The organism is Amycolatopsis sp. NPDC028719 (genome assembly GCF_055565395.1).
Genome location: NZ_JBVHUL010000020.1, coordinates 13,164 through 39,130, shown reverse-complemented (window position 1 = coordinate 39,130; position 25,967 = coordinate 13,164). Strand labels below are relative to the sequence as shown.

Genomic DNA, 25,967 nt, shown 5'->3' with positions numbered 1-25,967 from the left:
TCGCGGTGGCGGAACTCGACCCAGGACGTGTGGGTGCTTTCCGCCAGCGGGCGGCCGGTCGAGTGGATCACCCCGAACGTCGGCGCCGGGGCGGGGTCGCCGGCGACCCCGCTGTGGAACGTGCCGCCGCGCTCGGCCGCGAAGGCCTTGAACCAGTGCTCCTTGCGGCCTTCGACGTACTTCGTGTGCGACCGCCACCAGATCGCCGCGACCACCGCGAACACCGCCGCGATCAGGACGACCGCCACCACGCCTGCCATCAGAAGTCCAGGTCCTCGCGCGTCTCTTCGTCGGATTGGTTCCGGCCGGTTTCGCCGTAGTCGCTCGCCTTCTTGGCGTTCTTGACGTGGCTGGTGAGCTTTCCGAGGTGGTCGTTCAGCGTCTTCGCCGGGTTGTCGCCGGGCTTGGCCGGGTTGAACCCGAAGACGCCCTTGGCCGCCGCCTCGCCACCCTTCTTCGCGATCTCGGACAGGGCGTTCTTCCCGGCCCGCTTGCCGATCATCCCCTCGGCGCCCGTGAGCTTGCCGACCAAGCTCTTGCCCGCGTTGCCCTCGGCGATCTCCTCGAGCTTGTCCGCGGTCTTGCCCTCGGCGAACACCTTGCCCAGCTTCGTGGCCGCGAGCTTGGCCTTCATCTTCCGCAGCCAGTCGAGGATCTTCTGCAGCAGCTCGCGGACCTTCGACACCTTCTGCGTCGTCTTCGCGGTGGTCGTGCCCAGCTTGACCTCCGACGCCGTGCCCGCGGTGGCGACCGACGCGCCGCAGGTGGGCACCGCGGCCGCCAGCGCCGGGATCCAGATCATGATCAGCCAGGTGACCAGCTCGGTGAGGATCGCCTTGATCAGGTCCTCGACGAAGCTCATCAGCATGCTGCTCAGCTGCAGCACCTGCGCCATGTCCCCGGACTTCGCGGAGACGCCTGCGATGCCGTGCGCGAACTCGCCGAGCGACCGGCGCGCCGCGTCGCCGGCGTCGCCCTTCCACGCCGCCAGCGACGTGTCGGCGACGGCGGCGAAGTTCTTCGCCAGCTCGTCCAGCCCGGTGGCGATGGCGCCGAAGTTGCCGGCCGCGGTGGCGAGCGCGGGCCCGTCGCCGCTCACGAAGTGGATCGCGTCCTGGATCGGCTGGACCGCGCTGATCAGGAAGTTCAGGCCCTGCCCGACGAGCCAGCCGAGCGGGTCGGTGGCGATGTCGGTGACGGTGCTCGCACTGGACTGGATGAAGCTCGTCGTGTCCGACGCGATCGTCGCGACGCCGAGCGCGATGTCGACGCCGTCGGGGTGGGGCGCGGTGACCGCCTGGTACACGGAGCCGACGTCCTTGCCGACGGTCACGGCGCTGCCCGCGAACGGCGTCGCCTTGACCGCGTTGCCGACGTTCACCCCGAGCACGGTGTCCGGGTCGTCGCTCTTCACGCTGACGCCGCTCGCGACGTCCTGGAACTCCGCCATCGTGCCCCCCTCAGGGCTGCTTCGGGCCGTCGAGCAGGACCTCGACCTGCCCGAAGAAGGCCGTGTGGTCGTCTTCGGTGCCCTGGTAGACGTTCGCCGCGTCGGTGAACTTGCCCTGCGCCGACGTCAGGCCCTCGGCCATCGACGCGAGCAGGTCGCGCAGCTCGTGCAGCGTTTCGTCGTACCCCTGCTTGGTGAACAGGCCCACCACGCCCCACGACTTGTCGCCGACGTCGGCCTGGCCGACCTTCTCGGTGAACTTCGCGCCCTGGTCCTTGTACTTGCCCAGCACGCCGACGTACGCGCGCAGCGCGTCGATCTCCACCTGGTATCCGCCGGCTCCGTCAGGCATCAGTCCTCCTCGTCGAACAGGGTGCGCAGGAAGGTGTCGCCGGCGGACCCGCCCGAGGGAGGTGCCTGCGGCGGGGGCGGCGCGTCGGCCTGGCGCAGCACCCGCTCCTCGGAGAAGTCCTCGGCCGGGGCCGGCGGCTCCGGCGGTCCTTCCGCGAGCTTCGACCGCAGTTCCTCGACGGTGGTTCCGAACGCGACGGCCTGGGTTTCGAGGACCTGGTCGACCAGGCCGAGGTCGTCGCCGACGTGCTGCTGGACGAGCACCGCCTGCCGGCGGGCCGCCTCGCCGACGGCTTCGCGCAGCGTCGTAAGCAACGTCGCCGACAGCGCCTGCGGGCCCTTCGCGAGCGCCGCGTCGGTGAACGTGACGTCGAGGACCGCGCCACCGGGGCCGGTGACCACGGTCACGCCGCCGTCCGGCGAGGACGCGCTCGCGCGCAGCTCCGTCAGTTCCTGCCGCATCGCGCCGACGCCGGCGAACCGGTCGTCGACGTCCCGGATGCTCGATTCGAACCGCTCGAACTCCGCCAGCAGCTGGTCGAACTCGGCCGACATGTCTCTCGTTCCTCCCCGCTCGCCCGGTGCTCGCCACCCATCGTGGCGCCTCGGCGACGGTGTGACGTACGGAACGCCCGATCCGATCCCACTGCGTCACCCGACCGGGTAATGGGTAGGTTCCGCCTGCAAGGGGAAGCAGGGAAGAGTCGCCAGGAGTGTGTGATGACCAGCAGCGAAGGGGCCGAGCGGCCCGCCGAAGAGCCGAAGTCGACCGGTAGCCACGCGGCTCCCGAGGGGGCGGGCGTGCACCCGCTGATCGACCTCTCGCGCGACCCGAACCCGGGCAAGCCGGACCACGCGAAGCCCGACGAGGACTGAGCCACCACCGGCGGTGCGGGGGCTCCGCCGGTGCGCGTACCCGGAGGGTCGGCTCACGTACCTGAACGGTCGGCTCGCGTACCTGGAGGGTCGGCCGGCGAGCCGACCGTCTGGGTACGCGAGCCGATCCTCTGGATACGTGAGGCGACCCTCGGGGTACGGGAAGCGGGTGAGCCCGGACTGGGAACATTCCCCAGGCCGGGAGTGTTGGAACGGGTGCGGCCGGAAGCCCGGGCAGTAGTGACGCCCGGGGCGGCCGGTGCCGGAAACCGCGGCGCCACCCCGCGACGACCGGACTCCGGGACATCCCGCGGCCCGGCCCTGTTCGGAGGTACGCTGGAGGTTCGCCGACCTTCGGACCCCCCCGCCGCGTTCCGCCCCGACCCGGGCGGGTATCTTTGGAGACCGTGCCCGGCATGCGTCGGGCCGCTCCGCGTGCCGTGCGGCATGGGCGGGGTGCTGAGGCACCCGGTCACCGGCTTCGGCAGGTCGGGGTTCCGACGGAAAATCCCTCCGGGAAGTTACCGGTCGAGAGACCGTGACGCGGGCCGACACGCCCGACCGCGGGGGCCGGTGAAGACACGAAGAAGCAGATCACGACAGGAAGCTGGTCCATTGCCCACGATCCAGCAGCTGGTCCGCAAGGGCCGCCAGGACAAGGCTGCCAAGCAGAAGACCGCGGCCCTCAAGGGGAGCCCGCAGCGGCGTGGCGTGTGCACTCGCGTGTACACCACGACCCCCAAGAAGCCGAACTCGGCGCTTCGCAAGGTCGCGCGTGTGAAGCTGACCAGCGGCATCGAGGTCACCGCCTACATCCCCGGTGAGGGCCACAACCTGCAGGAGCACTCGATGGTGCTCGTGCGTGGTGGTCGTGTGAAGGACCTTCCGGGTGTCCGTTACAAGATCATCCGCGGTTCGCTCGACACGCAGGGTGTCAAGAACCGCAAGCAGGCGCGCAGCCGGTACGGCGCGAAGAAGGAGAAGAGCTAATGCCCCGCAAGGGTCCGGCCCCGAAGCGGCCGCTGATCTCCGACCCCGTCTACGCCTCCCCGCTGGTCACCCAGCTGGTGAACAAGGTGCTGAAGGACGGGAAGCGGTCCCTGGCCGAGCGCATCGTGTACGGCGCGCTCGAAGGCGCTCGCGAGAAGACGGGCACCGACCCGGTCGTCACGCTGAAGCGCGCCCTCGACAACGTGAAGCCCACCATCGAGGTGAAGAGCCGCCGCGTCGGTGGTGCCACCTACCAGGTGCCGATCGAGGTCAAGCCGGGCCGCTCCACCACGCTGGCCCTGCGCTGGCTGGTCTCCTTCTCGCAGGCTCGCCGCGAGAAGACGATGATCGAGCGCCTGCAGAACGAGCTCCTGGACGCTTCCAACGGCCTCGGTGCCTCCGTGAAGCGTCGCGAGGACACGCACAAGATGGCCGAGTCCAACCGGGCCTTCGCGCACTACCGCTGGTAAGTAGTTCGGCATCGCCGCCCGTCTTTTGGGCCAGCCATGCCGGGCCCCAAGCTTGAGAACAGGGGAACACTCTCGTGGCACGTGAAGTGCTGACCGACCTGAACAAGGTCCGCAACATCGGCATCATGGCCCACATCGACGCCGGCAAGACGACCACCACCGAGCGGATCCTGTTCTACACCGGGGTCAACTACAAGATCGGTGAAGTCCACGACGGCGCCGCCACCATGGACTGGATGGAGGAGGAGCAGAAGCGGGGTATCACCATCACCTCGGCTGCGACCACCACCTTCTGGGACGACCACCAGATCAACATCATCGACACCCCGGGCCACGTCGACTTCACCGTCGAGGTGGAGCGCAACCTCCGGGTGCTCGATGGTGCGGTCGCCGTCTTCGACGGCAAGGAAGGCGTCGAGCCGCAGTCCGAGCAGGTCTGGCGGCAGGCGGACAAGTACGACGTCCCGCGCATCTGCTTCGTCAACAAGATGGACAAGCTCGGTGCGGACTTCTACTACACCGTGAAGACCATCGTCGAGCGCCTCGGTGTCCGGCCGCTGGTCATCCAGCTGCCGATCGGCGCCGAGAACGACTTCGAAGGCGTCGTCGACCTGGTCCGCATGAAGGCGCTGACCTGGCGCGGCGAGGTCCAGAAGGGCGAGGACTACTCCGTCGAGGAGATCCCCGCCGAGCTGGCCGAGCTGGCCGCGGAGTACCGCGAGAAGCTCGTCGAGACCGTCGCCGAGGCGGACGACGCGCTGATGGAGAAGTTCCTCGAGGGTGAGGAGCTCACGGAAGCCGAGATCAAGTCCGGCATCCGCAAGCTCACCATCACCAGCCAGGTCTTCCCGGTGCTGGCCGGTTCCGCGTTCAAGAACAAGGGCGTGCAGCCCATGCTCGACGCGGTCATCGACTACCTGCCGACCCCGCTGGACGTCCCGGCCGTCGAGGGCCTGCTGCCCGACGGCGAGACCGTGGCGTCCCGCAAGGCGTCGGTCGACGAGCCGTTCGCCGCGCTCGCGTTCAAGATCGCCGCGCACCCGTTCTTCGGCAAGCTGACCTACATCCGGGTGTACTCGGGCAAGGTCGCCGCCGGGGCGCAGGTCGTCAACGCGACCAAGGAGCGCAAGGAGCGCATCGGGAAGATCTTCCAGATGCACTCCAACAAGGAGAACCCGGTCGACGACGCCCAGGTCGGCCACATCTACGCGGTCATCGGCCTGAAGGACACCACCACGGGTGACACCCTGGCGGACCCGCAGAACCCGATCGTGCTGGAGTCGATGACGTTCCCCGAGCCGGTCATCCGGGTCGCGATCGAACCGAAGACGAAGGCCGACCAGGAGAAGCTGTCCCTGGCGATCCAGAAGCTGGCCGAAGAGGACCCGACGTTCCAGGTCAAGCTGGACGAGGACACCGGCCAGACGATCATCGCGGGCATGGGCGAGCTGCACCTCGAGGTGCTGGTGAACCGGATGAAGTCCGACTACAAGGTCGAGGCGAACATCGGCAAGCCGCAGGTCGCCTACCGGGAGACCATCAAGAAGACGGTCGACAAGCTCGACTACGTCCACAAGAAGCAGACCGGTGGTTCCGGCCAGTTCGCGAAGGTCATCGTGAAGCTGGAGCCGCTGGAGCGCACCGACGGCGCGCTCTACGAGTTCGACAACAAGGTGTCCGGTGGCCGCGTGCCGCGGGAGTACATCCCGTCGGTCGACGCCGGCGCCCAGGACGCGATGCAGTACGGCGTCCTGGCCGGCTACCCGCTCGTCGGGTTGAAGTTCACCCTGTTGGACGGTGCTTACCACGAGGTCGACTCTTCGGAGATGGCGTTCAAGATCGCCGGTTCCATGGCGATGAAGGAAGCCGCGAAGAAGGCCCAACCCGTGATCCTGGAGCCGATGATGGCGGTCGAGGTGACCACGCCCGAGGACTACATGGGTGACGTCATCGGTGACCTCAACTCCCGTCGTGGTCAGATCCAGGCCATGGAGGAGCGGGCGGGCATCCGCGTCGTGAAGGCGCTGGTCCCGCTGTCGGAGATGTTCGGCTACGTCGGTGACCTCCGGTCCCGTACTCAGGGCCGGGCGAACTACTCCATGTTGTTCGACTCCTACGCCGAGGTTCCCGCGAACGTCGCGAAGGAAATCATCGCGAAGGCGACGGGGGAGTAAAACCCCTCACCGCGCGCGGGCATTAAGGGACTCTCCTGAACGTCCGCTAGCACCGACGAAGGAACATTCGGAGGGCAGCAGCCACGCTGCCCTCCGAGCACAAAGCGAAATCAGTCCAGGAGGACATTCCAGTGGCGAAGGCGAAGTTCGAGCGGAGCAAGCCGCACGTCAACATCGGGACCATCGGTCACGTCGACCACGGCAAGACCACGCTGACCGCGGCGATCACCAAGGTTCTGCACGACAAGTACCCGGAGCTCAACGAGTCCCGGGCGTTCGACCAGATCGACAACGCGCCGGAAGAGAAGCAGCGCGGCATCACGATCAACATCTCGCACGTCGAGTACCAGACCGAGAAGCGTCACTACGCGCACGTCGACGCCCCCGGTCACGCGGACTACATCAAGAACATGATCACCGGTGCCGCCCAGATGGACGGCGCGATCCTGGTGGTCGCCGCGACCGACGGCCCGATGCCGCAGACCCGTGAGCACGTGCTGCTCGCCCGCCAGGTCGGCGTGCCCTACATCGTGGTCGCGCTGAACAAGGCCGACATGGTCGACGACGAGGAGATCCTGGAGCTCGTCGAGCTCGAGGTCCGCGAGCTGCTGTCCTCGCAGGAGTTCCCGGGCGACGACGCCCCCGTCGTGCGCGTCTCGGGCCTCAAGGCCCTCGAGGGCGACGAGAAGTGGGCCGAGGCCGTTCTCGAGCTGATGACCGCCGTCGACGACAACGTGCCGGACCCGGTGCGCGAGCTCGACAAGCCGTTCCTCATGCCGATCGAGGACGTCTTCACGATCACCGGTCGCGGCACCGTCGTCACCGGCCGCGTCGAGCGTGGCGTGGTCAACGTGAACGAAGAGGTCGAGATCGTCGGCATCAAGGAGAAGTCGACCAAGACGACTGTCACCGGTGTCGAGATGTTCCGCAAGCTGCTCGACCAGGGCCAGGCGGGCGACAACGTCGGCCTCCTCGTCCGCGGTATCAAGCGCGAGGACGTCGAGCGCGGCCAGGTCGTCGTGAAGCCGGGTACCACCACCCCGCACACCGACTTCGAGGGCCGGGTCTACATCCTGTCGAAGGACGAGGGTGGCCGTCACACCCCGTTCTTCAACAACTACCGCCCGCAGTTCTACTTCCGCACCACCGACGTGACCGGCGTCGTGACCCTCCCCGAGGGCACCGAGATGGTCATGCCGGGCGACAACACCGACATCTCGGTCGCGCTGATCCAGCCGGTCGCGATGGACGTGAACCTGCGGTTCGCCATCCGCGAGGGTGGCCGCACCGTCGGTGCGGGTCAGGTCACCAAGATCATCAAGTGATTTAGGCGCCCCCCGGGGGCAATACACCCCCGGGTCAGGGGCGTCAAATCACGTGTGCGACACTATTCAGGTTGCTCGTCCTGGGGCGGCCGATCCCTTCGGGTTTTCGACGAAAGGGTCCGGCCGCCTCGGTGCGAGTGGCCACGGTCCGCCGAGCTCTTCCTTCGGGTTGCAGGCGAGCGGGCAAGGGCAGTGAGACGGTCAGCCGGCTCATAGCCTCCTCACGTTGAGGAAGACCAGGCAAGACGACGATCCCGCGGGATCCGTCTGTGCGTCGGGCGCGACACGCCCGACCGCGTGGACCGGGGACAGGGCCGTTGAACTGCGGAAACCCAGGCCAAGGTGGGGACACCGGGGCGGGGTTTGTGAGATAGCGGCACGAGACGACAAGGAACGAGCAGCCACCATGGCGGGACAGAAGATCCGCATCCGGCTCAAGGCCTACGACCACGAGGCGATCGACACCTCGGCGCGCAAGATCGTGGAGACGGTCACGCGCACCGGCGCCCGGGTCGTCGGGCCGGTGCCGCTGCCCACCGAGAAGAACGTTTACTGCGTCATCCGCTCGCCGCACAAGTACAAGGACTCGCGCGAGCACTTCGAGATGCGCACGCACAAGCGTCTGATCGACATCCTCGACCCGACGCCGAAGACGGTCGACGCGCTCATGCGCATCGACCTGCCGGCGAGCGTCGACGTCAACATCCAGTAAGCGTTGGGCGAGCGGCGGAGATAAGAGACTCATGTCTGACAGGCAGATGAAGGGCATCCTGGGCACCAAGCTCGGCATGACCCAGGTCTTCGACGAGCAGAACCGGGTTGTCCCGGTCACCGTCGTGAAGGCCGGTCCGAACGTGGTCACCCAGGTTCGGACCCAGGAGAAGGACGGCTACAAGGCCGTGCAGCTGGCGTTCGGCGCGGTCGACCCGCGCAAGGTGAACAAGCCGCGCACCGGCCACTACGACAAGGCGGGCGTGACGCCGCGCCGGTACCTCGCCGAGCTGCGCACCACCGACGCCGAGACCTACGAGGTCGGCCAGGAGATCACCGCCGAGGTGTTCGCCGCCGGCGTCGAGGTCGACGTGACCGGTACCAGCAAGGGCAAGGGCTACGCGGGCGTCATGAAGCGCCACGGTTTCAAGGGCCAGGGCGCGAGCCACGGTGCCCAGGCCGTGCACCGCAAGCCGGGTTCGATCGGTGGCTGCGCCACCCCCGGCCGCGTCTTCAAGGGCCTGCGCATGGCGGGCCGGATGGGCAACGACCGGGTCACCACGCAGAACCTGACCGTGCACGCCGTGCGTGCCGAGGACGGCCTGCTGCTGATCAAGGGCGCTGTGCCCGGTCCCAAGGGCGGCCTGCTGTTCGTGCGCAGCGCCGCGAAGGGTGGTAACTCCGAATGACAAGCGTCGAGCTGAAGACCCCGGCCGGTAAAGCCGACGGCACCGTGGACCTCCCCGAGGAGATCTTCGACGTGCAGGCCAATGTCGCGCTGATGCACCAGGTGGTGGTGGCCCAGCAGGCCGCCGCGCGCCAGGGCACGCACGACACGAAGACCCGTGGTGAGGTCTCCGGTGGCGGCAAGAAGCCGTACCGGCAGAAGGGCACCGGCCGTGCCCGCCAGGGTTCGACCCGCGCGCCGCAGTTCGTCGGCGGTGGCGTCGTCCACGGCCCCACGCCGCGTGACTACTCGCAGCGGACCCCGAAGAAGATGAAGGCCGCCGCCCTGCGTGGCGCCCTCTCCGACCGGGCCCGCGCCGGCCAGCTGCACGTCGTCACCGAGCTGGTGACCGGCGAGAAGCCGTCGACCAAGGCCGCCAAGGTCGCCCTCGCCGCCGTCACGGCCGCGAAGCGCGTGCTCGTGGTGCTGCACCGGGACGACGAGCTGAGCTGGGTTTCCCTGCGGAACCTGCCCGAGGTGCACATCCTCTGGGCCGACCAGCTCAACACCTACGACGTGCTGGTCAACGACGACGTCGTGTTCACCAAGGCCGCGTACGACGCGTTCGTCGCCGGCCCCGTCCGCGGTAAGACCGTCAAGGCTTCCGCGCGGTCGGGCGAGGTCACGGAAGGGAGTGACGAGAAGTGAGTTCGGTCGCCATTCCGGACCCCCGCGACATCCTGCTCGCGCCGGTCATCTCCGAGAAGTCCTACGGGCTGCTCGAGGACCACAAGTACACGTTCATCGTCCGCCCGGACGCCAACAAGACCCAGATCAAGATCGCGGTCGAGAAGGTGTTCGGCGTCAAGGTGGTCAGCGTCAACACGGCCAACCGCCAGGGCAAGCGGAAGCGGACTCGCGCCGGCTTCGGCAAGCGCAAGGACACCAAGCGCGCCATCGTGACTCTTTCGCCCGAGAGCAAGGCGATTGAGATCTTCGGCGGACCCACCGCGTAAAGGACTGAGCTGACAATGGGCATCCGCAAGTACAAGCCGACGACCCCCGGTCGTCGCGGTTCGAGCGTCTCGGACTTCGCCGAGATCACCCGCTCCACCCCGGAGAAGTCGCTGCTTCGTCCGCTGAGCGGTTCGGGCGGTCGCAACTCGTCCGGCAAGATCACCACCCGGCACAAGGGTGGCGGCCACAAGCGCGCGTACCGAGTCATCGACTTCCGTCGCAACGACAAGGACGGCATCCCCGCCAAGGTCGCGCACATCGAGTACGACCCCAACCGGTCCGCTCGCATCGCGCTGCTGCACTACGCCGACGGCGAGAAGCGCTACATCATCGCGCCGGAGAAGCTGAAGCAGGGCGACACCGTCGAGAACGGCCCCCGGGCCGACATCAAGCCGGGCAACAACCTGCCGCTGCGCAACATCCCGGTCGGCACCGTGATCCACGCGATCGAGCTCCGCCCCGGCGGCGGCGCGAAGATGGCGCGGTCCGCGGGCGCGAAGGTGCAGCTCGTCGCCAAGGACGGTCCGTACGCCCAGCTGCGTCTCCCCTCGGGTGAGATCCGCAACGTGGACGTGCGCAACCGCGCCACGGTCGGCGAGGTCGGCAACTCCGACCACGCCAACATCAACTGGGGCAAGGCCGGCCGCAACCGCTGGCGCGGCAAGCGCCCGACGGTCCGTGGTGTCGTCATGAACCCGGTCGACCACCCGCACGGTGGTGGCGAGGGCAAGACGTCCGGTGGTCGTCACCCCGTCAACCCGAACGGTAAGCCCGAGGGTCGCACGCGTCGCCGCAAGGCGTCCGACGCGATGATCGTCCGCCGTCGCCGTACCGGCAAGAACAAGCGCTGAGCAGGGAGGTAGAACAACATGCCACGTAGCCTCAAGAAGGGCCCGTTCGTGGACGACCACCTGCTCAAGAAGGTGGACGCGCTGAACGAATCGGGCAAGAAGACCGTGATCAAGACCTGGTCGCGTCGTTCGACGATCATCCCGGATTTCCTGGGTCACACGATCGCCGTGCACGACGGCCGCAAGCACGTCCCGGTGTTCGTCACCGAGGCCATGGTGGGTCACAAGCTGGGCGAGTTCGCCCCGACGCGGACCTTCAAGGGTCACATCAAGGACGACCGCAAGTCGCGCCGCCGCTGAGCGGGCACGAAACCAGACAGGAAGTAGCGATGAACGCCCAGAACGACGTGACGACCGAGGCTGAACTGCCTACGGCGTACGCGCGGGCTCGCTTCGTCCGGGACTCGCCGACCAAGGTGCGCCGGGTGATCGAGCTCATCAAGGGACGTAGCGCCGCCGACGCCTTGGCCGTGCTCCGGTTCGCCCCGCAGGCGGCCAGCGAGCCGGTCGCGAAGGTGCTCGCCAGCGCCGTGGCCAACGCCGAGAACAACCTTCAGCTGGACCCGGAGACGCTCTGGGTCAAGAACGCGTACGCCGACGAGGGCCCCACCCTCAAGCGGATCCGTCCGCGGGCCCAGGGCCGCGCGTACCGGATCCGCAAGCGGACCAGCCACATCACCGTCGAGGTGGAGTCGCGTCCCGCCGTCGCGCAGAAGGCTCAGAGCAAGAAGAAGGCAGGTGGCCGGTAGTGGGCCAGAAAATCAACCCGCACGGTTTCCGCCTGGGTATCACCACGGACTGGAAGTCGCGCTGGTACGCCGACAAGCAGTACGCCGAGTACGTGGCCGAGGACGTCAAGATCCGCAAGCTGCTGGCGACGGGCATGGAGCGCGCCGGCATCTCCAAGGTCGAGATCGAGCGCACTCGTGACCGCGTCCGCGTCGACATCCACACCGCCCGGCCGGGCATCGTCATCGGCCGCCGCGGCGCGGAGGCCGACCGGATCCGTGGCGCGCTGGAGAAGCTGACCAAGAAGCAGGTCCAGCTGAACATCCTCGAGGTCAAGAACCCCGAGGCCGACGCCCAGCTGGTCGCCCAGGCGGTCGCGGAGCAGCTTTCCAACCGCGTGGCGTTCCGCCGCGCGATGCGGAAGGCGATCCAGACCTCCATGCGCTCGCCGCAGGTCAAGGGCATCCGCGTGCAGTGCGGCGGTCGTCTCGGCGGTGCCGAGATGTCCCGCTCCGAGCACTACCGCGACGGCCGGGTCCCGCTGCACACGCTGCGCGCCGACATCGACTACGGCTTCTTCGAGGCCAAGACGACGTTCGGTCGCATCGGCGTCAAGGTGTGGATCTACAAGGGTGAGCTCGTCGGTGGCCTGAAGGCTCGCGAGGCCCGTGACGCCGCCGAGCGCGCGCCGCGTCGCGACCGTGACCGCAGCGACCGGCCGTCCCGCCCGCGTCGTTCCGGCGCGTCGGGCACGACCGCCACCTCGACCGAAGCCGGTCGCGCCGCCGCGGCCGCCACGACCGAGGCGGCCCCGGCCACCGAGACCGCAGAAAAGACGGAGGGCTGAGACGTGCTCATCCCGCGCAGGGTCAAGCACCGGAAGCAGCACTCCCCGAAGCGCCACGGCGCCGCCAAGGGTGGCACGAAGGTCAGCTTCGGCGAGTACGGCATCCAGGCGCTTGAGCACAGCTACGTGACGAACCGGCAGATCGAGTCCGCTCGTATCGCCATGACCCGTCACATCAAGCGTGGTGGCAAGGTGTGGACGACCATCTACCCGGACCGCCCGCTGACCAAGAAGCCGGCGGAAACCCGCATGGGTTCCGGTAAGGGTTCGCCCGAGTGGTGGATCGCCAACGTGAAGCCGGGCCGCGTGATGTTCGAGATCTCGTTCCCGAACGAGGAGACCGCCCGTGAGGCGCTCCGCCGCGCGATCCACAAGCTGCCCATGAAGTGCCGCATCGTGACCCGTGAAGGTGGTGAGTTCTGATGGCGAACGCTGGTGCTCTGGCATCGGAGCTGCGTGAGCTCACCGCGGAAGAGCTCGTCCTGCGTCTGAAGGAATACAAGGAGGAGCTCTTCAACCTCCGCTTCCAGATGGCGACCGGGCAGCTCGACAACAACCGCCGTCTGCGCACCGTCCGCACGGACATCGCGCGGATCTACACGGTCATGCGCGAGCGCGAACTCGGCCTGTCCGTTGCCCCCGACGCCGAGAGTGAAGGTGCCGCATGAGCGAGCCCACCACCGAGACGCCGGCCCGGAACGACCGCAAGGTCCGCGAGGGCTACGTCGTCTCGGACAAGATGAACAAGACGATCGTGGTCGAGCTCGAGGACCGCAAGAAGCACCCCCGTTACTCGAAGGTCGTCCGCAGCACCACCAAGGTGAAGGTGCACGACGAGAACAACGAGGCGGGCGTGGGCGACCGGGTCACCCTGATGGAGACCCGCCCGCTGTCGGCGACGAAGCGGTGGCGCCTGGTGCAGATCGTGGAGAAGGCCAAGTAAGCAGGGCTCTTCGGAGTCTTTAGTTCCGCAAGGCTCGCCAATGTGGACCTCACAAGCGGGCGAGAACCGGCGCGACATACAGGAGTTGACGTGATCCAGCAGGAGTCGCGGCTTCGGGTAGCCGACAACACGGGTGCGAAGGAAATCCTCTGCATCCGCGTTCTCGGTGGTTCCGGGCGGCGCTACGCCGGCATCGGTGACATCATCGTCGCCACCGTGAAGGACGCCATCCCGGCTGCCGGGGTGAAGAAGGGCGATGTCGTCAAGGCCGTCATCGTCCGCACGGTCAAGGAGCGTCGTCGTCCGGACGGTTCCTACATCCGGTTCGACGAGAACGCCGCCGTGCTCATCAAGAACGACAACGAGCCCCGGGGCACCCGCATCTTCGGCCCGGTGGGCCGCGAGCTGCGCGACCGAAAGTTCATGAAGATCATTTCGCTCGCGCCGGAGGTGCTGTGATGAAGGTGAAGAAGGGCGACACGGTCGTCGTCATCGCCGGCAAGGACAAGGGCGCCAAGGGCAAGGTCATCCAGGCTTACCCGGAGCGCGACCGCGTGCTGGTCGAGGGCGTGAACCGGATCAAGAAGCACACGCGGATCACCCAGACCCAGCGCGGTGCGCAGTCCGGCGGCATCGTCACGCAGGAGGCACCCATCCACGTCTCGAACGTGATGGTCGTCGACTCGGACGGCAAGCCGTCGCGGGTGGGTTACCGCTTCGGCGAGGACGGCAAGAAGGTCCGGGTTTCGCGCCGGAACGGTAAGGACATCTGATGACCACCGCAGAGAAGGTCGCGCCGCGCCTCAAGGTGCGCTACCGCGAAGAAATCAAGGGCCAGCTGCAGGCGGAGTTCTCCTTCGCCAACGTCCACCAGATCCCGGGCGTGGTGAAGGTCGTCGTGAACATGGGCGTCGGTGACGCCGCCCGCGACAGCAAGCTGATCGAGGGCGCGGTCAAGGACCTCGCCCTGATCACCGGCCAGAAGCCCGAGGTCCGGAAGGCCCGCAAGTCCATCGCGCAGTTCAAGCTGCGCGAGGGCCAGCCGATCGGTGCGCGCGTCACGCTGCGCGGCGACCGGATGTGGGAGTTCCTCGACCGGCTGCTGACCATCGCGCTGCCGCGTATCCGCGACTTCCGCGGGCTTTCGCCGAAGCAGTTCGACGGCCACGGCAACTACACCTTCGGTCTCAACGAGCAGTCGATGTTCCACGAGATCGACCCTGACTCCATCGACCGCCCGCGCGGCATGGACGTCACCGTCGTCACGACCGCCACGAACGACGACGAGGGCCGGGCGCTGCTGCGCAAGCTCGGCTTCCCGTTCAAGGAGAACTGAGCCGATGGCCAAGAAAGCACTGGTCCACAAGGCCGCCAAGAAGCCGAAGTTCGCGGTGCGCGGCTACACCCGCTGCCAGCGGTGTGGCCGCCCGCACGCCGTGTTCCGCAAGTTCGGGCTCTGCCGGATCTGCCTTCGCGAGATGGCGCACGCGGGCGAGCTGCCCGGCGTCCGCAAGTCCAGCTGGTAAGAGCTTCTTTGCCAATCCGACCGCGAAGGAAGGCGGAAGGTTTCCGGAAGCTACCTGGCTCACCGGCATCTTCCGCCGTGACTGCCGGTCGGATTGGCAAACATTAGATGCAGCAAACTCCCACTTCGCCACAGGCCCTGCCGCCCGCATTCCGGGCGGCGGGGAACCAGGGCGAGAAAGGTTGACAGGTCACCATGACGATGACCGACCCCATCGCAGACTTCTTGACGCGTCTGCGTAACGCGAACTCGGCGTACCACGACGAGGTCAAGCTCCCGCACTCGAAGCTCAAGGCGAACATCGCCGAGATCCTCAAGCGCGAGGGCTACATCGCGGGCTACCACGACGAGCCGGGCGAAAAGCACAAGAACCTCGTCGTCGAACTCAAGTACGGCCCGAACCGTGAGCGGAGCATCGCCGGCCTGCGGCGCGTCTCCAAGCCCGGTCTGCGGGTCTACGCAAAATCGACCGAACTGCCGTCCGTTCTCGGCGGGCTGGGCATCGCGATCATCTCGACGTCCGGCGGCCTGCAGACCGACCGGCAGGCCAAGCGCAACAGCGTGGGCGGCGAAGTCCTCGCCTACGTCTGGTAAGGAAGGGGGCACAGACATGTCACGCATCGGAAAGCTGCCGGTCGCCGTCCCCTCCGGGGTCGAGGTGACCATCGACGGTCAGCACATCAGCGTCAAGGGCCCCAAGGGGACCCTGGAGCACACCATCGCCGAGCCGATCACGGTCGAGCGCGACGACGACGGCACCCTGCTGGTCAAGCGCCCGGACGACGAGCGCACCAGCAAGGCTCTGCACGGTCTCACCCGTACCCTGGTGAACAACCTGGTCGTGGGTGTGACCGCGGGTTACGAGAAGAAGCTCGAGATCCACGGTGTCGGTTACCGCGTGCAGGCCAAGGGCTCGGACCTCGAGTTCGCCCTCGGCTACAGCCACCCGGTGAAGATCGAGGCTCCGGAGGGCATCACCTTCAAGGTGGAGAGCCCCACCCGGTTCTCGGTCTCCGGCATCGACAAGCAGAAGGTCGGCCAGATCTCGGCGGTCATCCGCAAGCTGCGCCGCCCGGACCCGTACAAGGGCAAGGGCCTGCGCTACGAGGGTGAGAAGATCCGCCGCAAGGTCGGAAAGACGGGTAAGTGATCATGAGCGACACGACTACGAAGCGCAAGCCGGTGGGCAAGGACATCTCGACCCGCCGCCGCGTCGCGAAGGCCCGTCGGCACTTCCGCCTCCGCAAGAAGGTCTCGGGCACGGACCAGCGTCCGCGCCTGGTCGTCAAGCGGTCCTCGCGGCACATCGCCGTGCAGGTCATCGACGACCTCGCCGGCCACACGCTGGCCTCGGCGTCCACGCTCGAGGCGGATCTCCGGTCGTTCGACGGTGACAAGAAGGCCAAGGCCGCCAAGGTCGGGGAACTCGTCGCCGAGCGTGCGAAGAACGCCGGGATCACGGCTGTGGTGTTCGACCGTGGGGGCAACGCCTACCACGGCCGCATCGCCGCGCTCGCCGACGCCGCCCGTGAGGCGGGGTTGGAGTTCTGACGATGCAGAAGCTTGTTAACGGAAGGAATGCCTGATGCCGGGACGTACACGGCAATTCGGCGGCGGACAGGGCGGACCCGGCGGGCAGGGCGGCAACGACCGCAATGACCGTCGCGGTGGCGGCCGGGACCGGCGCGACAGCGGCCGTGGCGGGGCCGGCCAGGACAAGACCCCGCACCTCGAGAAGGTCGTGACGATCAACCGCGTCGCCAAGGTCGTCAAGGGTGGTCGTCGCTTCAGCTTCACCGCCCTCGTCGTCGTCGGTGACGGTGACGGTCAGGTCGGCGTCGGCTACGGCAAGGCCAAGGAAGTTCCCGCGGCGATCGCCAAGGGCGTCGAGGAAGCGAAGAAGAACTTCTTCCGCGTTCCCCGCGTCGGCGGCACCATCCCGCACCCGATCACGGGTGAGGAGGCCGCCGGTGTGGTCCTGCTCCGCCCGGCGTCCGCCGGTACCGGCGTCATCGCCGGTGGCCCGGTGCGCGCGGTGCTGGAGTGCGCGGGCGTTCACGACGTGCTGTCGAAGTCGCTCGGCTCCGACAACGCGATCAACATCGTGCACGCGACCGTGGCGGCCCTCAAGGGTCTGCAGCGTCCCGAAGAGGTCGCGGCCCGCCGCGGTCTCCCGCTCGAGGACGTCGCGCCGGCCCGGATGCTGCGCCAGCGCGCGGGCCAGGGGGTCTGACATGGCTGAGCTCAAGGTCACCCAGGTCAAGAGCAAGATCGGCACGAAGCACGCTCACCGCGAATCGCTGCGCACCCTCGGGCTGCACAAGATCCGCCAGAGCGTCGTGCGGGAAGACACCCCCCAGGTGCGCGGCCTGATCCACACCGTCCGCCACCTGGTGGAGGTCGAGGAGGTCAAGGCATGACGGCCATCAAGATCCACCACCTGCGTCCGGCTGCGGGCGCCAAGCGCGACAAGGTTCGCGTGGGCCGTGGTGAGGGTTCGAAGGGCAAGACGGCCGGTCGCGGTACGAAGGGCACCAAGGCCCGGAAGAACGTGCCCGCCGGGTTCGAGGGTGGGCAGATGCCCATCCACATGCGGCTCCCGAAGCTGCGTGGCTTCAAGAACCGCTTCCGCACCGAGTACCAGCCGGTGAACGTGGGCGACATCGCCCGCGTCTTCCCGGACGGTGGCAAGGTCGGCAACGAAGAGCTCGCCGCGGCGGGGCTCGTCCGCAAGGGCAAGCTCGTCAAGGTGCTCGGCAACGGTGACGTCAACGGCGTCAAGCTCGACGTGACCGCCGACGGCTTCTCCGGCTCCGCCAAGGAGAAGCTCGAAGCGGCCGGTGGCTCCGCCACCACCAACTGAGCTGTACCTCGTTCGAAGGCCCGCCTGGTCCGCCAGGCGGGCCTTCGGCGTTTCCGGGGTTCGTCGTGAGGGCTCGGGGTGGCTTGTGGTGGTGCCGGTCCGGCGGAAGGATCGGCGGAGTGGCTCCCACTTCCCGGCCGGTCCACCTCGGCCTGTTCGCGCCGGTGTTCACGGCCCTCGCCTTCTCGTTGACGGTCCTGGGGACGTTCCTGCCGTTCTTCCTCACCGAGCAGGGGGTGGGGCTGGAACCGTCCGGGATCGCGCGGACGACGTTGCGGGCCTGGCGGATCGACTTCACGTTCCCGGGCCAGGGGGAGCTCAGCTCGCCGTCCGTCCCCTTCGGGCTCCCGCTCCTGCTGGCGGCGGGGGTCCTCCTGGCGGCGGGGGTCCTCGGCATCCGCCAGTCGGTGACGGGCCGGCCGTCCGCGGCCGTGCGCCGGGCGACGCTGGCGGGAGCGGCGTTCCTGGCGGGCGTGGTGTGCACGATCGGCATGCACGGCGTGCGCACGCTGTTCGATGACAGCCCGCGGGAGGTGGAGACCACGGCGCTGGCAGGCATGTGGGTCCTCACGGCGGCGGTCTTGACGGCCGCAGCGGCGGCGGTGCTGAGCCACCGCCGGTTCGCGGCGGACCGCCCGGCGTGGGCGGACCCGGAGGCCGCGTTCGCGGACACGAAGACGCCGCCGTCGGGCGTCGTGATCACGGTCCTGCCCCCGGAAGCCGACTGACCGGACAGGCTCCTTGCCGCGGCGCGGATCCGGACGGAGGATCACAGGGTGGACAGACCGCCGCAGAAGCCGCCCGATCGCCCCGGCCGACCGTCCGAGGCGGGGGAGTCACCGCTGAGCTTCCCGGTCGAGACCCCGACGCCTCCGGACGCGGAGCCCGGCGCGGGGGAGCCTCTCAAGTTTTCGGCGGAGGTCACGCCGCCGCCAGCGGTCTCGGCGGGTGGTTCGTTGGTTGCGGGGGATGCGGCTTCGCCGCCCGCGAATCCGCTGGCGTTCCCGGCGGAGGCCGCACCGCCTGCCGGCTCGTTCGTTGCCGGGGAAGCGGTGTCGCCGCCCGCAAGTCCGCTGGCGTTCCCGGCGGAGGCGGCGCCGGCCGGTTCGGTCGTTGCGGGGGATGCGGTGTCGCAGCCCGCGAATCCTCTCGCCTTCCCGGTGGAAGCCGCGCCTGCCAACTCGGTCGTTCCGGAGGACGCGGCATCGCAGCCCGCCAGTCCGCTCGCCTTCCCGGCGGAGGCCGCACCACCTGCCGGTCCGCCGCCCATCCCGGGCGCGTCCCCCGAGCCGTTCGCTTTCCCCGCCCAGGCCACCCACGCCGCCCCGCCGGCTGAGCAGCTGCCCTTCCCGGTCGCCGAACTGCCCGGCTCGGTCACCGCCAGTCCACCACCGCTGCCACCACTGCCGGCACCGGATCCCGCAGCTCGGCCCACCTCGATCCCCGCCGAAGCCACCTCCTCCGGAATCCTGCGCTTCCTCCCGCCCGTTCTCACCGCCGTCGCCGCGCTCATGACCGCCGCGGGCTGCTTCCTTCCTCTCTTCCGGCTGCAGCAGCACGTAAGCGTCCGGCAGCGGTTCTTCGAAGCCCAGCTCACCGTCACCGAAACCGCCTGGGGCAACCGCCTCGAGATTCCCGGGCAGGACGCCGCCGAGCAGGGCGGCGCGCCGTTCGGCGTGCCCCTGATCCTCGCCGTCCTCGTGCTGGCCGTCGCCGCCTTCACGGCCTTCTCCCGGCCGGGCCACGGGGCCGGCCGGTGGCTGATCGGCGGGGGTGCGTTCTTCACCGCCGGGGTGGTCACCACCGTCGGCATGACCGGGCCCGGGTGGTCCGCCATGGCGGACGGCATGGACCTCGAAGTCAGCACCGCGGCCGGCATGTGGCTGCTGATCGGGGCCACCGCCCTGGCCGCCGTCGCGGCCGTGCTGGCCTACCTGCCCGCCTGGCGGCGCACCGAAGACTGGGCCGACCCCGCCCTCGCCTACGCCGACACCCCGACCCCGCCCACCGGCGTCGCCATCACGGTGCTGCCCCCGGAAGAGCCCGGATAACCCGCTCGCCACGGCGGCTACCGTGAGAACCATGTCGTGGCTGCTGGTCTTCTTCGGGGCGTCCGTGCTCATCGCGCTTACGCCAGGGGCGAACAACCTGCTGGGTCTCCACCACGGGATGACGCACGGTGTTCGCCGTGGCCTCGCCGGGCTGGCCGGCCGGCTGGCCGCGTTCACCCTGTTGATCACGGCCGTGGCGGCCGGGCTCGGGCAGCTGCTGGCCGCGTCCGAGACCGCCCTCACGATCATCAAGTGGGCCGGCGTCGCCTACCTGCTCTACCTCGGCGTGCGGATCCTGTGGTCCACCATCCGGCGCAACGGCGACGCGGCCGAAGCCGCCCGGACCAGCACCGAACCGGCGTCGGCGTGGCGCGTCGCGCGCAAGGAGTTCGGCGTCGCGATCACCAACCCCAAGGCGATCCTCATCTTCACCGCGTTCGTCCCGCAGTTCATCGACGCAGCTCACGGGCCGTTTCCGGCCCAGATCGCGCTGCTGGGCGCGGTCTACCTGCTGGCCGAGTTCCTGGCCGGCTCCGTGTATGTCGGCGTCGGCGCCGCGGTGAAGTCGATCGAGCTCACGCGGCGGGCCCGGCGCAACGTCGACCGCGGCACCGGCGTGGTGCTCGTCGGGCTGGCCGGCGTCCTCGCGACGTCGAGTGCCTGACCCGATCTTGCCCTCGTGTGTCAAGGAATACGGCCGAGTCGGCGATGTGGATCAACCCGCCGGAGCAACCTTGGTACGGAAAACGCACACGGACTGCGGACACGCCCTGTGAAGCTGTTAGAGTCGGCGACACGCTTCGGGACGAGTGTGCCCCGAAGCGTTCCTGGCTTGCGTGCCAGTAGTGCTGTGTGTTCCCGCCGGCCACCGTGCCGGCCAAGCCGATCGTCGGTTGAGGACGGCCGACGACGCCGAGGAGGTCCCCCGCGTGTTCAGCGCCTTCCGCTCGGCTCTCGCGACGCCGGATCTACGCAAGAAGATCCTGTTCACGCTAGCCATCGTCGCGGTCTACCGAATCGGTGCGACCATTCCGGCACCCGGGATCTCCTACGGGGCGGTCCAGGCCTGTAGTTCCCAGGCGCAGCAGGAAGGCGTCTACCAGCTGCTGAACCTGTTCAGCGGCGGTGCGCTGCTGCAGCTGTCGCTCTTCTCGACCGGCATCATGCCGTACATCACGGCGAGCATCATCATCCAGCTGCTGACCGTGGTCATCCCGCGGTTCGAGGAGCTGAAGAAGGAAGGCCAGTCCGGCCAGGGCAAGCTGACCCAGTACACCCGGTACCTGACGGTCGCGCTGGCGATCCTGCAGGCCACCGGCGTGGTCGCGCTCGCGGACCGCAAGCAGCTCTTCCCGGACTGCGACCAGCCGATCATCCCGGACAACAGCGTCTACTCGCTCGCCATCATCGTGATCACCATGACCGCGGGCACCGCCGTCATGATGTGGCTGGGTGAGCTGATCACCGAGCGCGGTGTCGGCAACGGCATGTCCGTCCTGATCTTCCTGAACATCGCCGCGCGCATCCCGGTCGAGGGCGGCAACATCCTCAGCAACGGCGGTGGCGTCGCGCTGACGATGATCTGCGTCTTCGGCCTGGTGATCATCGCGAGCGTCATCTTCGTCGAGCAGGGGCAGCGCCGGATCCCGGTGCAGTACGCCAAGCGCATGATCGGCCGCCGGATGTACGGCGGCACGTCGACCTACCTGCCGATCAAGGTGAACCAGGCCGGCGTCATCCCGGTCATCTTCGCGTCGTCCCTGCTGTACCTGCCGGACCTGATCAGCCGCCTCGTCGGCGACCAGAACGCCAACTCCGGCTGGCAGGTCTTCATCAAGAACTACATCGTGAACCAGTCCAGCTGGGTGCACATCGCGCTGTACTTCGCGCTGATCATCTTCTTCACGTACTTCTACATCACGATCACGTTCAACGTGGACGAGCGTGCGGAAGAGATGAAGAAGTTCGGCGGGTTCATCCCGGGCATCCGCCCGGGCCGCCCGACCGCGGAGTACCTGAGCTTCGTGCTCGGCCGGATCACCCTTCCGGGTTCGCTGTACCTGGGCATCATCGCGATCCTTCCGAACTTCTTCCTGTCGGTGACCGGTAGCGGGAACAACCAGAACTTCCCGTTCGGTGGCACGGCTGTGCTGATCATGGTCGGTGTCGGGCTCGACACCGTGAAGCAGATCGAAAGCCAGCTGATGCAGCGCAACTACGAAGGGTTCTTGAAGTGACGCGGCTGGTTCTCGTGGGTCCGCCCGGCGCGGGCAAAGGTACGCAGGCGGTGGCGCTGTCGGAGCAGCTGCGCGTCCCGCACATCTCCACGGGTGAGCTGTTCCGCGCGCACGTCGGCCAGGAGACCCCGCTGGGCCAGGAAGCCAAGCGCTACCTGGACTCGGGCGAGCTCGTGCCCGACTCGGTGACGAACGAAATGGTCCGCGAGCGGCTGGCGGAGCCGGACGCGAAGGCCGGCTTCCTGCTCGACGGCTTCCCCCGCAACACCAAGCAGGCCGAGGTCCTCGGCGAGATCCTCGGCGACGCCGACGTCTCGCTCGACGCCGTGATCCAGCTGCAGGTGCCGGAGGACGTCGTCGTGGGGCGCCTCATGTCCCGCGGCCGCGCGGACGACACCGAAGAGGTCATCCGCCGGCGCCAGCAGATCTACGTGTCGGACACCGCGCCGCTGCTCGAGTACTACGCCGGCATCCTGGTGACCGTCGACGGCGTCGGCAGCGTGGAGGAGATCTCCGGCCGGGTGCTGAAAGCGCTGCGCGACCGCACGTGAATCTCGGAGGGTTGCGTGTTCTGCAAGTGCTCCGCCGTGGGCGCATGATCGAGGTCAAGACCCCGGACGAGCTGCAGGCGATGCGGGCCGCGGGGCTCGTCGTCGCCCGCACGCTGGCGGCCGTCCGCGCCACCGCGAAGCCGGGGGTCAGCACGGCCGAGCTCGACGAGCTGGCCGAGCAGACGATCCGGGACGCCGGCGCGGTGCCGTCCTTCAAGGGCTACCACGGCTTCCCGGCCTCGATCTGCGCGTCGGTGAACGAGCAGATCGTCCACGGCATCCCGGCGAAGACCCAGGTGCTGGCCGACGGCGACATCATCTCCGTCGACTGCGGGGCGATCCTCGACGGCTGGCACGGCGACTCCGCCGTCACGCTGGCCATCGGTGACGTCTCCGGCGCCGACCTGGCGCTGTCCGCGGCGACCGAAGCGGCGATGTGGGCCGGCATCGAGGCGGTCAGCGCCGGCGGCCGGTTGACCGACATCTCCTACGCCGTCCAGTCGGCCGCCGAACGCGCGGGCCGCGACGACGGCATCGAGTACGGGATGATCGTCGAGTACGGCGGCCACGGCATCGGCCGCCAGATGCACATGGACCCGTTCCTGCCGAACATCGGCAAGCCGGGCAAGGGCCCGCGGCTGAAGGCGGGCATGGCCCTGGCGATCGAGCCGATGCTGACCGGTGGCGGCGGCGAGACCCGCGAGCTGGACGACGGCTGGACGGTCGTCACGGCCGACGGCTCCCGCGCGGCCCACTGGGAGCACACCGTCGCGATCACCGACGACGGTCCCTGGGTTCTGACGGCTCCGGAAGGCTCCTGACCTGCGCGTTCACTCGTCTGTGGTGATCGTCGTCACGTCCACCTGCACGGTCCTTTAGCATGGTCACCCCCGGTTTGGGGGTCGCGACACGACATGCGTACACTGTCAAGTCGGCGCACTTATCGCGCCCGGATCCTGCGCGCTCGTGAATTCACGGTCTGAGGGAGCCGGGCACCAGTGTGCCACGCAACACCCAACCCAGCACTAGTGCTCGAGTTGATCAGGTGTGGCGACAGACGATACCGACAGGAAATGCGGAGGACATGGCGAAGAAAGACGGGGCCATCGAGGTCGAAGGCCGCGTAGTCGAGCCGCTCCCCAACGCGATGTTCCGCGTCGAGTTGGAGAACGGTCACAAGGTCCTGGCACACATCAGCGGCAAGATGCGGCAGCACTACATCCGCATCCTGCCCGAGGACAGGGTTGTCGTGGAGCTCTCGCCCTACGACCTCTCTCGTGGTCGCATCGTCTACCGCTACAAGTGATCACGAAGAGCAGCTCAGAAGCAGGAGAGCAGAAGACGTGAAGGTCCAGCCGAGCGTCAAGAAGATCTGCGACAAGTGCAAGGTGATCCGCCGCCACGGCCGGATCATGGTGATCTGCGAGAACCTGCGGCACAAGCAGCGGCAGGGCTGATTACCCAGCACTCGACCAGAGTGGATTGACGGCTACACAACCTCCCCGCACCTGCCGGTTCACGCGAGTGAACCGGTTCACCCCCGGGCTTCAGGCCGGGGCCGGGACACCCGAAGCGCAAGCCGAGGGCACGACAGGCGAGTCGGTCCCGGAACCGGACGGGGAGCAGACCTGAAGATGAAACCGAAGAAGGAGCATCAACGCCAATGGCACGACTCGCTGGCGTAGACCTCCCCCGCGAAAAGCGGTTGGAGATCGCGCTTACCTACATCTACGGCATCGGCCGTACCCGCTCGAAGCAGCTCATCAAGGCTGCCGAGCTCAACGCGGACACCCGCGTCAAAGACCTCAGCGATGACGACCTCGCGAAGCTGCGTGTCTACATCGAAGAGAACTTCAAGGTCGAGGGTGACCTTCGCCGTGAGGTGAACGCCGACATCCGTCGGAAGATCGAGATCGGGTGCTACGAGGGCCTTCGCTGGCGCCGCGGACTTCCCGTCCGTGGTCAGCGCACGAAGACCAACGCCCGTACCCGCAAGGGTCCGAAGAAGACGGTCGCCGGCAAGAAGAAGGCTGGCAAGAAGTGAGCGTCCAGGGCAAGAAGGTCGTGCAGATGGGTGGCGCTCGGCGCCGCGGCTCGGCTTGTGTCTCGCCCAAGGCGCTCTACGCCCGCCCGATGGCGCTCCGCAACCTGTACACCGACGCCGGTTCGATCATCCGGCGCGGACAGGCCGAAGCGGTCGCCGCTCACCAAGAGAACGCGCGCTAACAGGAGATCCCTCACAACATGCCACCGAAGTCTCGTACTGCGGCCGGGGCCAAGAAGGTCCGCCGCAAGGAAAAGAAGAATGTCGCGCACGGTCACGCGCACATCAAGAGCACCTTCAACAACACCATCGTCTCGATCACGGACCCGACCGGTGCCGTGATCGCGTGGGCGTCGAGTGGTCACGTGGGCTTCAAGGGCTCCCGTAAGTCCACCCCGTTCGCCGCGCAGATGGCCGCCGAGAACGCCGCCCGCAAGGCCGCCGAGCACGGCATGAAGAAGGTCGACGTCTTCGTGAAGGGCCCGGGTTCGGGCCGCGAGACGGCGATCCGCTCGCTGCAGGCGGCCGGCCTCGAGGTCGGCACCATCCAGGACGTGACCCCGCAGCCTCACAACGGCTGCCGCCCGCCCAAGCGGCGCCGGGTCTGAGGAACGGGGAGGAGTAAGAAGAAATGGCTCGTTACACCGGCCCCGCGACGCGTATCTCGCGTCGCCTCAAGGTTGACCTCATCGGCGGCGACCAGGCTTTCGAGCGTCGCCCCTACCCGCCGGGCCAGCACGGCCGCGGGCGCATCAAGGAGTCCGAGTACCTCCTGCAGTCGCAGGAGAAGCAGAAGGCTCGCTACACCTACGGCGTTCTCGAGCGTCAGTTCGTCCGGTACTACAAGGAAGCCGTCCGGCGTCCCGGTAAGACCGGTGAGAACCTGCTGCAGATCCTCGAGTCCCGCCTGGACAACGTGATCTACCGCGCCGGCATCGCCCGCACCCGCCGTCAGGCGCGTCAGCTGGTGAGCCACGGCCACTTCCTGGTCAACGGCACGAAGGTCAACGTCCCGTCCTTCCAGGTCTCGAAGTGGGACATCATCGACGTGCGGCCGAAGTCGTTCTCGATGCTGCCCTTCGTCGTGGCGAAGGAGTCCTACGGCGACCGCCCGATCCCGGCGTGGCTGCAGGTCGTCCAGTCCAACCTCCGCGTGCTGGTCCACCAGCTGCCGGAGCGTGCGCAGATCGATGTTCCGGTCCAGGAACAGCTGATCGTCGAGCTTTACTCGAAGTAGTCCGGCCCCGGCTGGGTTACGGGCGGCGGCGCAACAGGTGCGCCGCCGCCGCGCCATC

42 protein-coding genes are annotated in these 25,967 nt (G+C 68.0%); 38 read left to right on the top strand and 4 right to left on the bottom strand.

Annotated elements, in window-relative coordinates:
* The 4 genes from ACZ4TR_RS49075 to ACZ4TR_RS49060 all read right to left on the bottom strand — a co-directional run.
* A partial coding sequence (locus tag ACZ4TR_RS49075; RefSeq protein ID WP_465296081.1) for a hypothetical protein occupies nucleotides 1-260 on the bottom strand: 260 nt, incomplete at its 3' end.
* Complete coding sequence (locus ACZ4TR_RS49070) at nucleotides 260-1,450, bottom strand: WXG100 family type VII secretion target (RefSeq protein WP_465296079.1); 1,191 nt, start codon at nucleotides 1,448-1,450, stop codon at nucleotides 260-262. The genes ACZ4TR_RS49070 and ACZ4TR_RS49075, both read right to left, overlap by 1 nt.
* A gap of 10 nt (nucleotides 1,451-1,460) precedes the next feature.
* Nucleotides 1,461-1,802, bottom strand: a complete 342-nt coding sequence (locus tag ACZ4TR_RS49065) for a hypothetical protein (RefSeq protein ID WP_465296077.1) — start codon at nucleotides 1,800-1,802, stop codon at nucleotides 1,461-1,463.
* A complete protein-coding gene (locus ACZ4TR_RS49060; RefSeq protein WP_465296075.1) occupies nucleotides 1,802-2,356 on the bottom strand; it encodes a YbaB/EbfC family nucleoid-associated protein in 555 nt (184 codons plus the stop codon). Before ACZ4TR_RS49060 ends, ACZ4TR_RS49065 begins: the two co-directional genes overlap by 1 nt.
* Nucleotides 2,357-2,521: 165 nt before the next feature.
* Between ACZ4TR_RS49060 and ACZ4TR_RS49055 the strand changes: the two genes are divergently transcribed.
* The 38 genes from ACZ4TR_RS49055 (at nucleotide 2,522) to rpsD (ending at nucleotide 25,909) form a co-directional block, all read left to right on the top strand.
* Nucleotides 2,522-2,677: a hypothetical protein gene (locus tag ACZ4TR_RS49055; protein WP_364514454.1), complete on the top strand. Its 156-nt coding sequence runs from the start codon at nucleotides 2,522-2,524 to the stop codon at nucleotides 2,675-2,677.
* 615 nt (nucleotides 2,678-3,292) lie between these two features.
* Nucleotides 3,293-3,667: a 30S ribosomal protein S12 gene (gene rpsL, locus ACZ4TR_RS49050; RefSeq protein WP_003102113.1), complete on the top strand. Its 375-nt coding sequence runs from the start codon at nucleotides 3,293-3,295 to the stop codon at nucleotides 3,665-3,667.
* Nucleotides 3,667-4,137 (top strand): 30S ribosomal protein S7, encoded by a 471-nt coding sequence (gene rpsG / locus ACZ4TR_RS49045; protein ID WP_003102106.1) that lies wholly within the window; start codon nucleotides 3,667-3,669, stop codon nucleotides 4,135-4,137. The genes rpsL and rpsG overlap by 1 nt, the downstream gene beginning before the upstream one ends.
* A gap of 74 nt (nucleotides 4,138-4,211) precedes the next feature.
* Complete coding sequence (fusA, locus tag ACZ4TR_RS49040; RefSeq protein WP_465296073.1) at nucleotides 4,212-6,311, top strand: elongation factor G; 2,100 nt, start codon at nucleotides 4,212-4,214, stop codon at nucleotides 6,309-6,311.
* Between the two features lie 131 nt (nucleotides 6,312-6,442).
* Nucleotides 6,443-7,636: an elongation factor Tu gene (tuf, locus tag ACZ4TR_RS49035; protein WP_155548869.1), complete on the top strand. Its 1,194-nt coding sequence runs from the start codon at nucleotides 6,443-6,445 to the stop codon at nucleotides 7,634-7,636.
* 406 nt (nucleotides 7,637-8,042) lie between these two features.
* A complete protein-coding gene (gene rpsJ / locus ACZ4TR_RS49030) occupies nucleotides 8,043-8,348 on the top strand; it encodes a 30S ribosomal protein S10 (protein ID WP_003102098.1) in 306 nt (101 codons plus the stop codon).
* Between the two features lie 31 nt (nucleotides 8,349-8,379).
* Complete coding sequence (gene rplC, locus ACZ4TR_RS49025; protein WP_125306110.1) at nucleotides 8,380-9,036, top strand: 50S ribosomal protein L3; 657 nt, start codon at nucleotides 8,380-8,382, stop codon at nucleotides 9,034-9,036.
* Nucleotides 9,033-9,722, top strand: a complete 690-nt coding sequence (gene rplD / locus ACZ4TR_RS49020) for a 50S ribosomal protein L4 (protein WP_364514460.1) — start codon at nucleotides 9,033-9,035, stop codon at nucleotides 9,720-9,722. Before rplC ends, rplD begins: the two co-directional genes overlap by 4 nt.
* Nucleotides 9,719-10,030: a 50S ribosomal protein L23 gene (gene rplW / locus ACZ4TR_RS49015; protein ID WP_003102087.1), complete on the top strand. Its 312-nt coding sequence runs from the start codon at nucleotides 9,719-9,721 to the stop codon at nucleotides 10,028-10,030. The genes rplD and rplW overlap by 4 nt, the downstream gene beginning before the upstream one ends.
* Nucleotides 10,031-10,045: 15 nt before the next feature.
* Nucleotides 10,046-10,882, top strand: coding sequence for a 50S ribosomal protein L2 (gene rplB / locus ACZ4TR_RS49010; RefSeq protein ID WP_364514463.1), 837 nt, complete (start codon nucleotides 10,046-10,048; stop codon nucleotides 10,880-10,882).
* Between the two features lie 18 nt (nucleotides 10,883-10,900).
* Nucleotides 10,901-11,182 carry a 30S ribosomal protein S19 gene (rpsS, locus tag ACZ4TR_RS49005; RefSeq protein ID WP_003102083.1) on the top strand — a complete coding sequence of 94 codons (282 nt, stop codon included), beginning with the start codon at nucleotides 10,901-10,903 and terminating at the stop codon, nucleotides 11,180-11,182.
* A gap of 29 nt (nucleotides 11,183-11,211) precedes the next feature.
* Nucleotides 11,212-11,631 (top strand): 50S ribosomal protein L22, encoded by a 420-nt coding sequence (gene rplV / locus ACZ4TR_RS49000; protein ID WP_086675501.1) that lies wholly within the window; start codon nucleotides 11,212-11,214, stop codon nucleotides 11,629-11,631.
* Nucleotides 11,631-12,458, top strand: coding sequence for a 30S ribosomal protein S3 (gene rpsC / locus ACZ4TR_RS48995; protein ID WP_086842942.1), 828 nt, complete (start codon nucleotides 11,631-11,633; stop codon nucleotides 12,456-12,458). Before rplV ends, rpsC begins: the two co-directional genes overlap by 1 nt.
* Before the next feature lie 3 nt (nucleotides 12,459-12,461).
* Nucleotides 12,462-12,881, top strand: a complete 420-nt coding sequence (gene rplP / locus ACZ4TR_RS48990) for a 50S ribosomal protein L16 (RefSeq protein WP_004558864.1) — start codon at nucleotides 12,462-12,464, stop codon at nucleotides 12,879-12,881.
* The gene (gene rpmC, locus ACZ4TR_RS48985; RefSeq protein ID WP_086675500.1) at nucleotides 12,881-13,126 is read left to right on the top strand and encodes a 50S ribosomal protein L29; all 246 of its coding nucleotides are present in this window, start codon (nucleotides 12,881-12,883) and stop codon (nucleotides 13,124-13,126) included. Before rplP ends, rpmC begins: the two co-directional genes overlap by 1 nt.
* The gene (gene rpsQ, locus ACZ4TR_RS48980) at nucleotides 13,123-13,401 is read left to right on the top strand and encodes a 30S ribosomal protein S17 (RefSeq protein ID WP_013222609.1); all 279 of its coding nucleotides are present in this window, start codon (nucleotides 13,123-13,125) and stop codon (nucleotides 13,399-13,401) included. The genes rpmC and rpsQ overlap by 4 nt, the downstream gene beginning before the upstream one ends.
* 90 nt (nucleotides 13,402-13,491) lie before the next feature.
* Entirely contained in the window at nucleotides 13,492-13,860 is a 369-nt protein-coding gene (gene rplN, locus ACZ4TR_RS48975; protein WP_004558867.1) for a 50S ribosomal protein L14, read from the top strand.
* Nucleotides 13,860-14,174: a 50S ribosomal protein L24 gene (gene rplX, locus ACZ4TR_RS48970; protein WP_364514468.1), complete on the top strand. Its 315-nt coding sequence runs from the start codon at nucleotides 13,860-13,862 to the stop codon at nucleotides 14,172-14,174. Before rplN ends, rplX begins: the two co-directional genes overlap by 1 nt.
* A complete protein-coding gene (gene rplE, locus ACZ4TR_RS48965; protein WP_247015084.1) occupies nucleotides 14,174-14,737 on the top strand; it encodes a 50S ribosomal protein L5 in 564 nt (187 codons plus the stop codon). The genes rplX and rplE overlap by 1 nt, the downstream gene beginning before the upstream one ends.
* A 4-nt stretch (nucleotides 14,738-14,741) precedes the next feature.
* Nucleotides 14,742-14,927, top strand: a complete 186-nt coding sequence (locus ACZ4TR_RS48960) for a type Z 30S ribosomal protein S14 (RefSeq protein WP_284745392.1) — start codon at nucleotides 14,742-14,744, stop codon at nucleotides 14,925-14,927.
* A 194-nt stretch (nucleotides 14,928-15,121) separates the two neighbouring features.
* On the top strand, nucleotides 15,122-15,520 hold the full coding sequence (gene rpsH / locus ACZ4TR_RS48955; protein WP_004558871.1) for a 30S ribosomal protein S8: 399 nt from the start codon (nucleotides 15,122-15,124) through the stop codon (nucleotides 15,518-15,520).
* 16 nt (nucleotides 15,521-15,536) lie between these two features.
* Nucleotides 15,537-16,076 (top strand): 50S ribosomal protein L6, encoded by a 540-nt coding sequence (gene rplF / locus ACZ4TR_RS48950; RefSeq protein ID WP_364514472.1) that lies wholly within the window; start codon nucleotides 15,537-15,539, stop codon nucleotides 16,074-16,076.
* Between the two features lie 2 nt (nucleotides 16,077-16,078).
* On the top strand, nucleotides 16,079-16,477 hold the full coding sequence (gene rplR / locus ACZ4TR_RS48945) for a 50S ribosomal protein L18 (RefSeq protein WP_364514474.1): 399 nt from the start codon (nucleotides 16,079-16,081) through the stop codon (nucleotides 16,475-16,477).
* Between the two features lie 34 nt (nucleotides 16,478-16,511).
* Nucleotides 16,512-17,159 carry a 30S ribosomal protein S5 gene (gene rpsE, locus ACZ4TR_RS48940; RefSeq protein WP_103342416.1) on the top strand — a complete coding sequence of 216 codons (648 nt, stop codon included), beginning with the start codon at nucleotides 16,512-16,514 and terminating at the stop codon, nucleotides 17,157-17,159.
* 1 nt (nucleotide 17,160) lies between these two features.
* Nucleotides 17,161-17,346 (top strand): 50S ribosomal protein L30, encoded by a 186-nt coding sequence (gene rpmD / locus ACZ4TR_RS48935; RefSeq protein WP_364514477.1) that lies wholly within the window; start codon nucleotides 17,161-17,163, stop codon nucleotides 17,344-17,346.
* A complete protein-coding gene (gene rplO / locus ACZ4TR_RS48930) occupies nucleotides 17,343-17,789 on the top strand; it encodes a 50S ribosomal protein L15 (protein WP_364514480.1) in 447 nt (148 codons plus the stop codon). Before rpmD ends, rplO begins: the two co-directional genes overlap by 4 nt.
* 119 nt (nucleotides 17,790-17,908) lie before the next feature.
* Entirely contained in the window at nucleotides 17,909-18,517 is a 609-nt protein-coding gene (locus ACZ4TR_RS48925; RefSeq protein WP_465296071.1) for a hypothetical protein, read from the top strand.
* Between the two features lie 399 nt (nucleotides 18,518-18,916).
* Complete coding sequence (locus ACZ4TR_RS48920; RefSeq protein ID WP_465296069.1) at nucleotides 18,917-19,840, top strand: hypothetical protein; 924 nt, start codon at nucleotides 18,917-18,919, stop codon at nucleotides 19,838-19,840.
* Nucleotides 19,841-19,871: 31 nt separating this feature from the next.
* Nucleotides 19,872-20,504: a LysE family translocator gene (locus ACZ4TR_RS48915; RefSeq protein ID WP_465296067.1), complete on the top strand. Its 633-nt coding sequence runs from the start codon at nucleotides 19,872-19,874 to the stop codon at nucleotides 20,502-20,504.
* 265 nt (nucleotides 20,505-20,769) lie between these two features.
* On the top strand, nucleotides 20,770-22,077 hold the full coding sequence (secY, locus tag ACZ4TR_RS48910; protein ID WP_285482337.1) for a preprotein translocase subunit SecY: 1,308 nt from the start codon (nucleotides 20,770-20,772) through the stop codon (nucleotides 22,075-22,077).
* Nucleotides 22,074-22,628 (top strand): adenylate kinase, encoded by a 555-nt coding sequence (locus ACZ4TR_RS48905; protein ID WP_364514492.1) that lies wholly within the window; start codon nucleotides 22,074-22,076, stop codon nucleotides 22,626-22,628. Before secY ends, ACZ4TR_RS48905 begins: the two co-directional genes overlap by 4 nt.
* 44 nt (nucleotides 22,629-22,672) lie before the next feature.
* Nucleotides 22,673-23,449 (top strand): type I methionyl aminopeptidase, encoded by a 777-nt coding sequence (map, locus tag ACZ4TR_RS48900; RefSeq protein ID WP_364514494.1) that lies wholly within the window; start codon nucleotides 22,673-22,675, stop codon nucleotides 23,447-23,449.
* A gap of 263 nt (nucleotides 23,450-23,712) precedes the next feature.
* Nucleotides 23,713-23,934, top strand: a complete 222-nt coding sequence (gene infA / locus ACZ4TR_RS48895) for a translation initiation factor IF-1 (RefSeq protein ID WP_004558881.1) — start codon at nucleotides 23,713-23,715, stop codon at nucleotides 23,932-23,934.
* 37 nt (nucleotides 23,935-23,971) lie between these two features.
* Nucleotides 23,972-24,085 carry a 50S ribosomal protein L36 gene (gene rpmJ, locus ACZ4TR_RS48890; RefSeq protein WP_004558882.1) on the top strand — a complete coding sequence of 38 codons (114 nt, stop codon included), beginning with the start codon at nucleotides 23,972-23,974 and terminating at the stop codon, nucleotides 24,083-24,085.
* A gap of 206 nt (nucleotides 24,086-24,291) precedes the next feature.
* On the top strand, nucleotides 24,292-24,672 hold the full coding sequence (gene rpsM, locus ACZ4TR_RS48885; RefSeq protein WP_034285908.1) for a 30S ribosomal protein S13: 381 nt from the start codon (nucleotides 24,292-24,294) through the stop codon (nucleotides 24,670-24,672).
* Complete coding sequence (locus ACZ4TR_RS48880; protein ID WP_364514497.1) at nucleotides 24,669-24,854, top strand: hypothetical protein; 186 nt, start codon at nucleotides 24,669-24,671, stop codon at nucleotides 24,852-24,854. The genes rpsM and ACZ4TR_RS48880 overlap by 4 nt, the downstream gene beginning before the upstream one ends.
* An 18-nt stretch (nucleotides 24,855-24,872) precedes the next feature.
* Entirely contained in the window at nucleotides 24,873-25,280 is a 408-nt protein-coding gene (gene rpsK / locus ACZ4TR_RS48875; RefSeq protein ID WP_004558885.1) for a 30S ribosomal protein S11, read from the top strand.
* Between the two features lie 23 nt (nucleotides 25,281-25,303).
* The gene (gene rpsD / locus ACZ4TR_RS48870; protein WP_364514499.1) at nucleotides 25,304-25,909 is read left to right on the top strand and encodes a 30S ribosomal protein S4; all 606 of its coding nucleotides are present in this window, start codon (nucleotides 25,304-25,306) and stop codon (nucleotides 25,907-25,909) included.
* Nucleotides 25,910-25,967 lie beyond the last annotated feature (58 nt).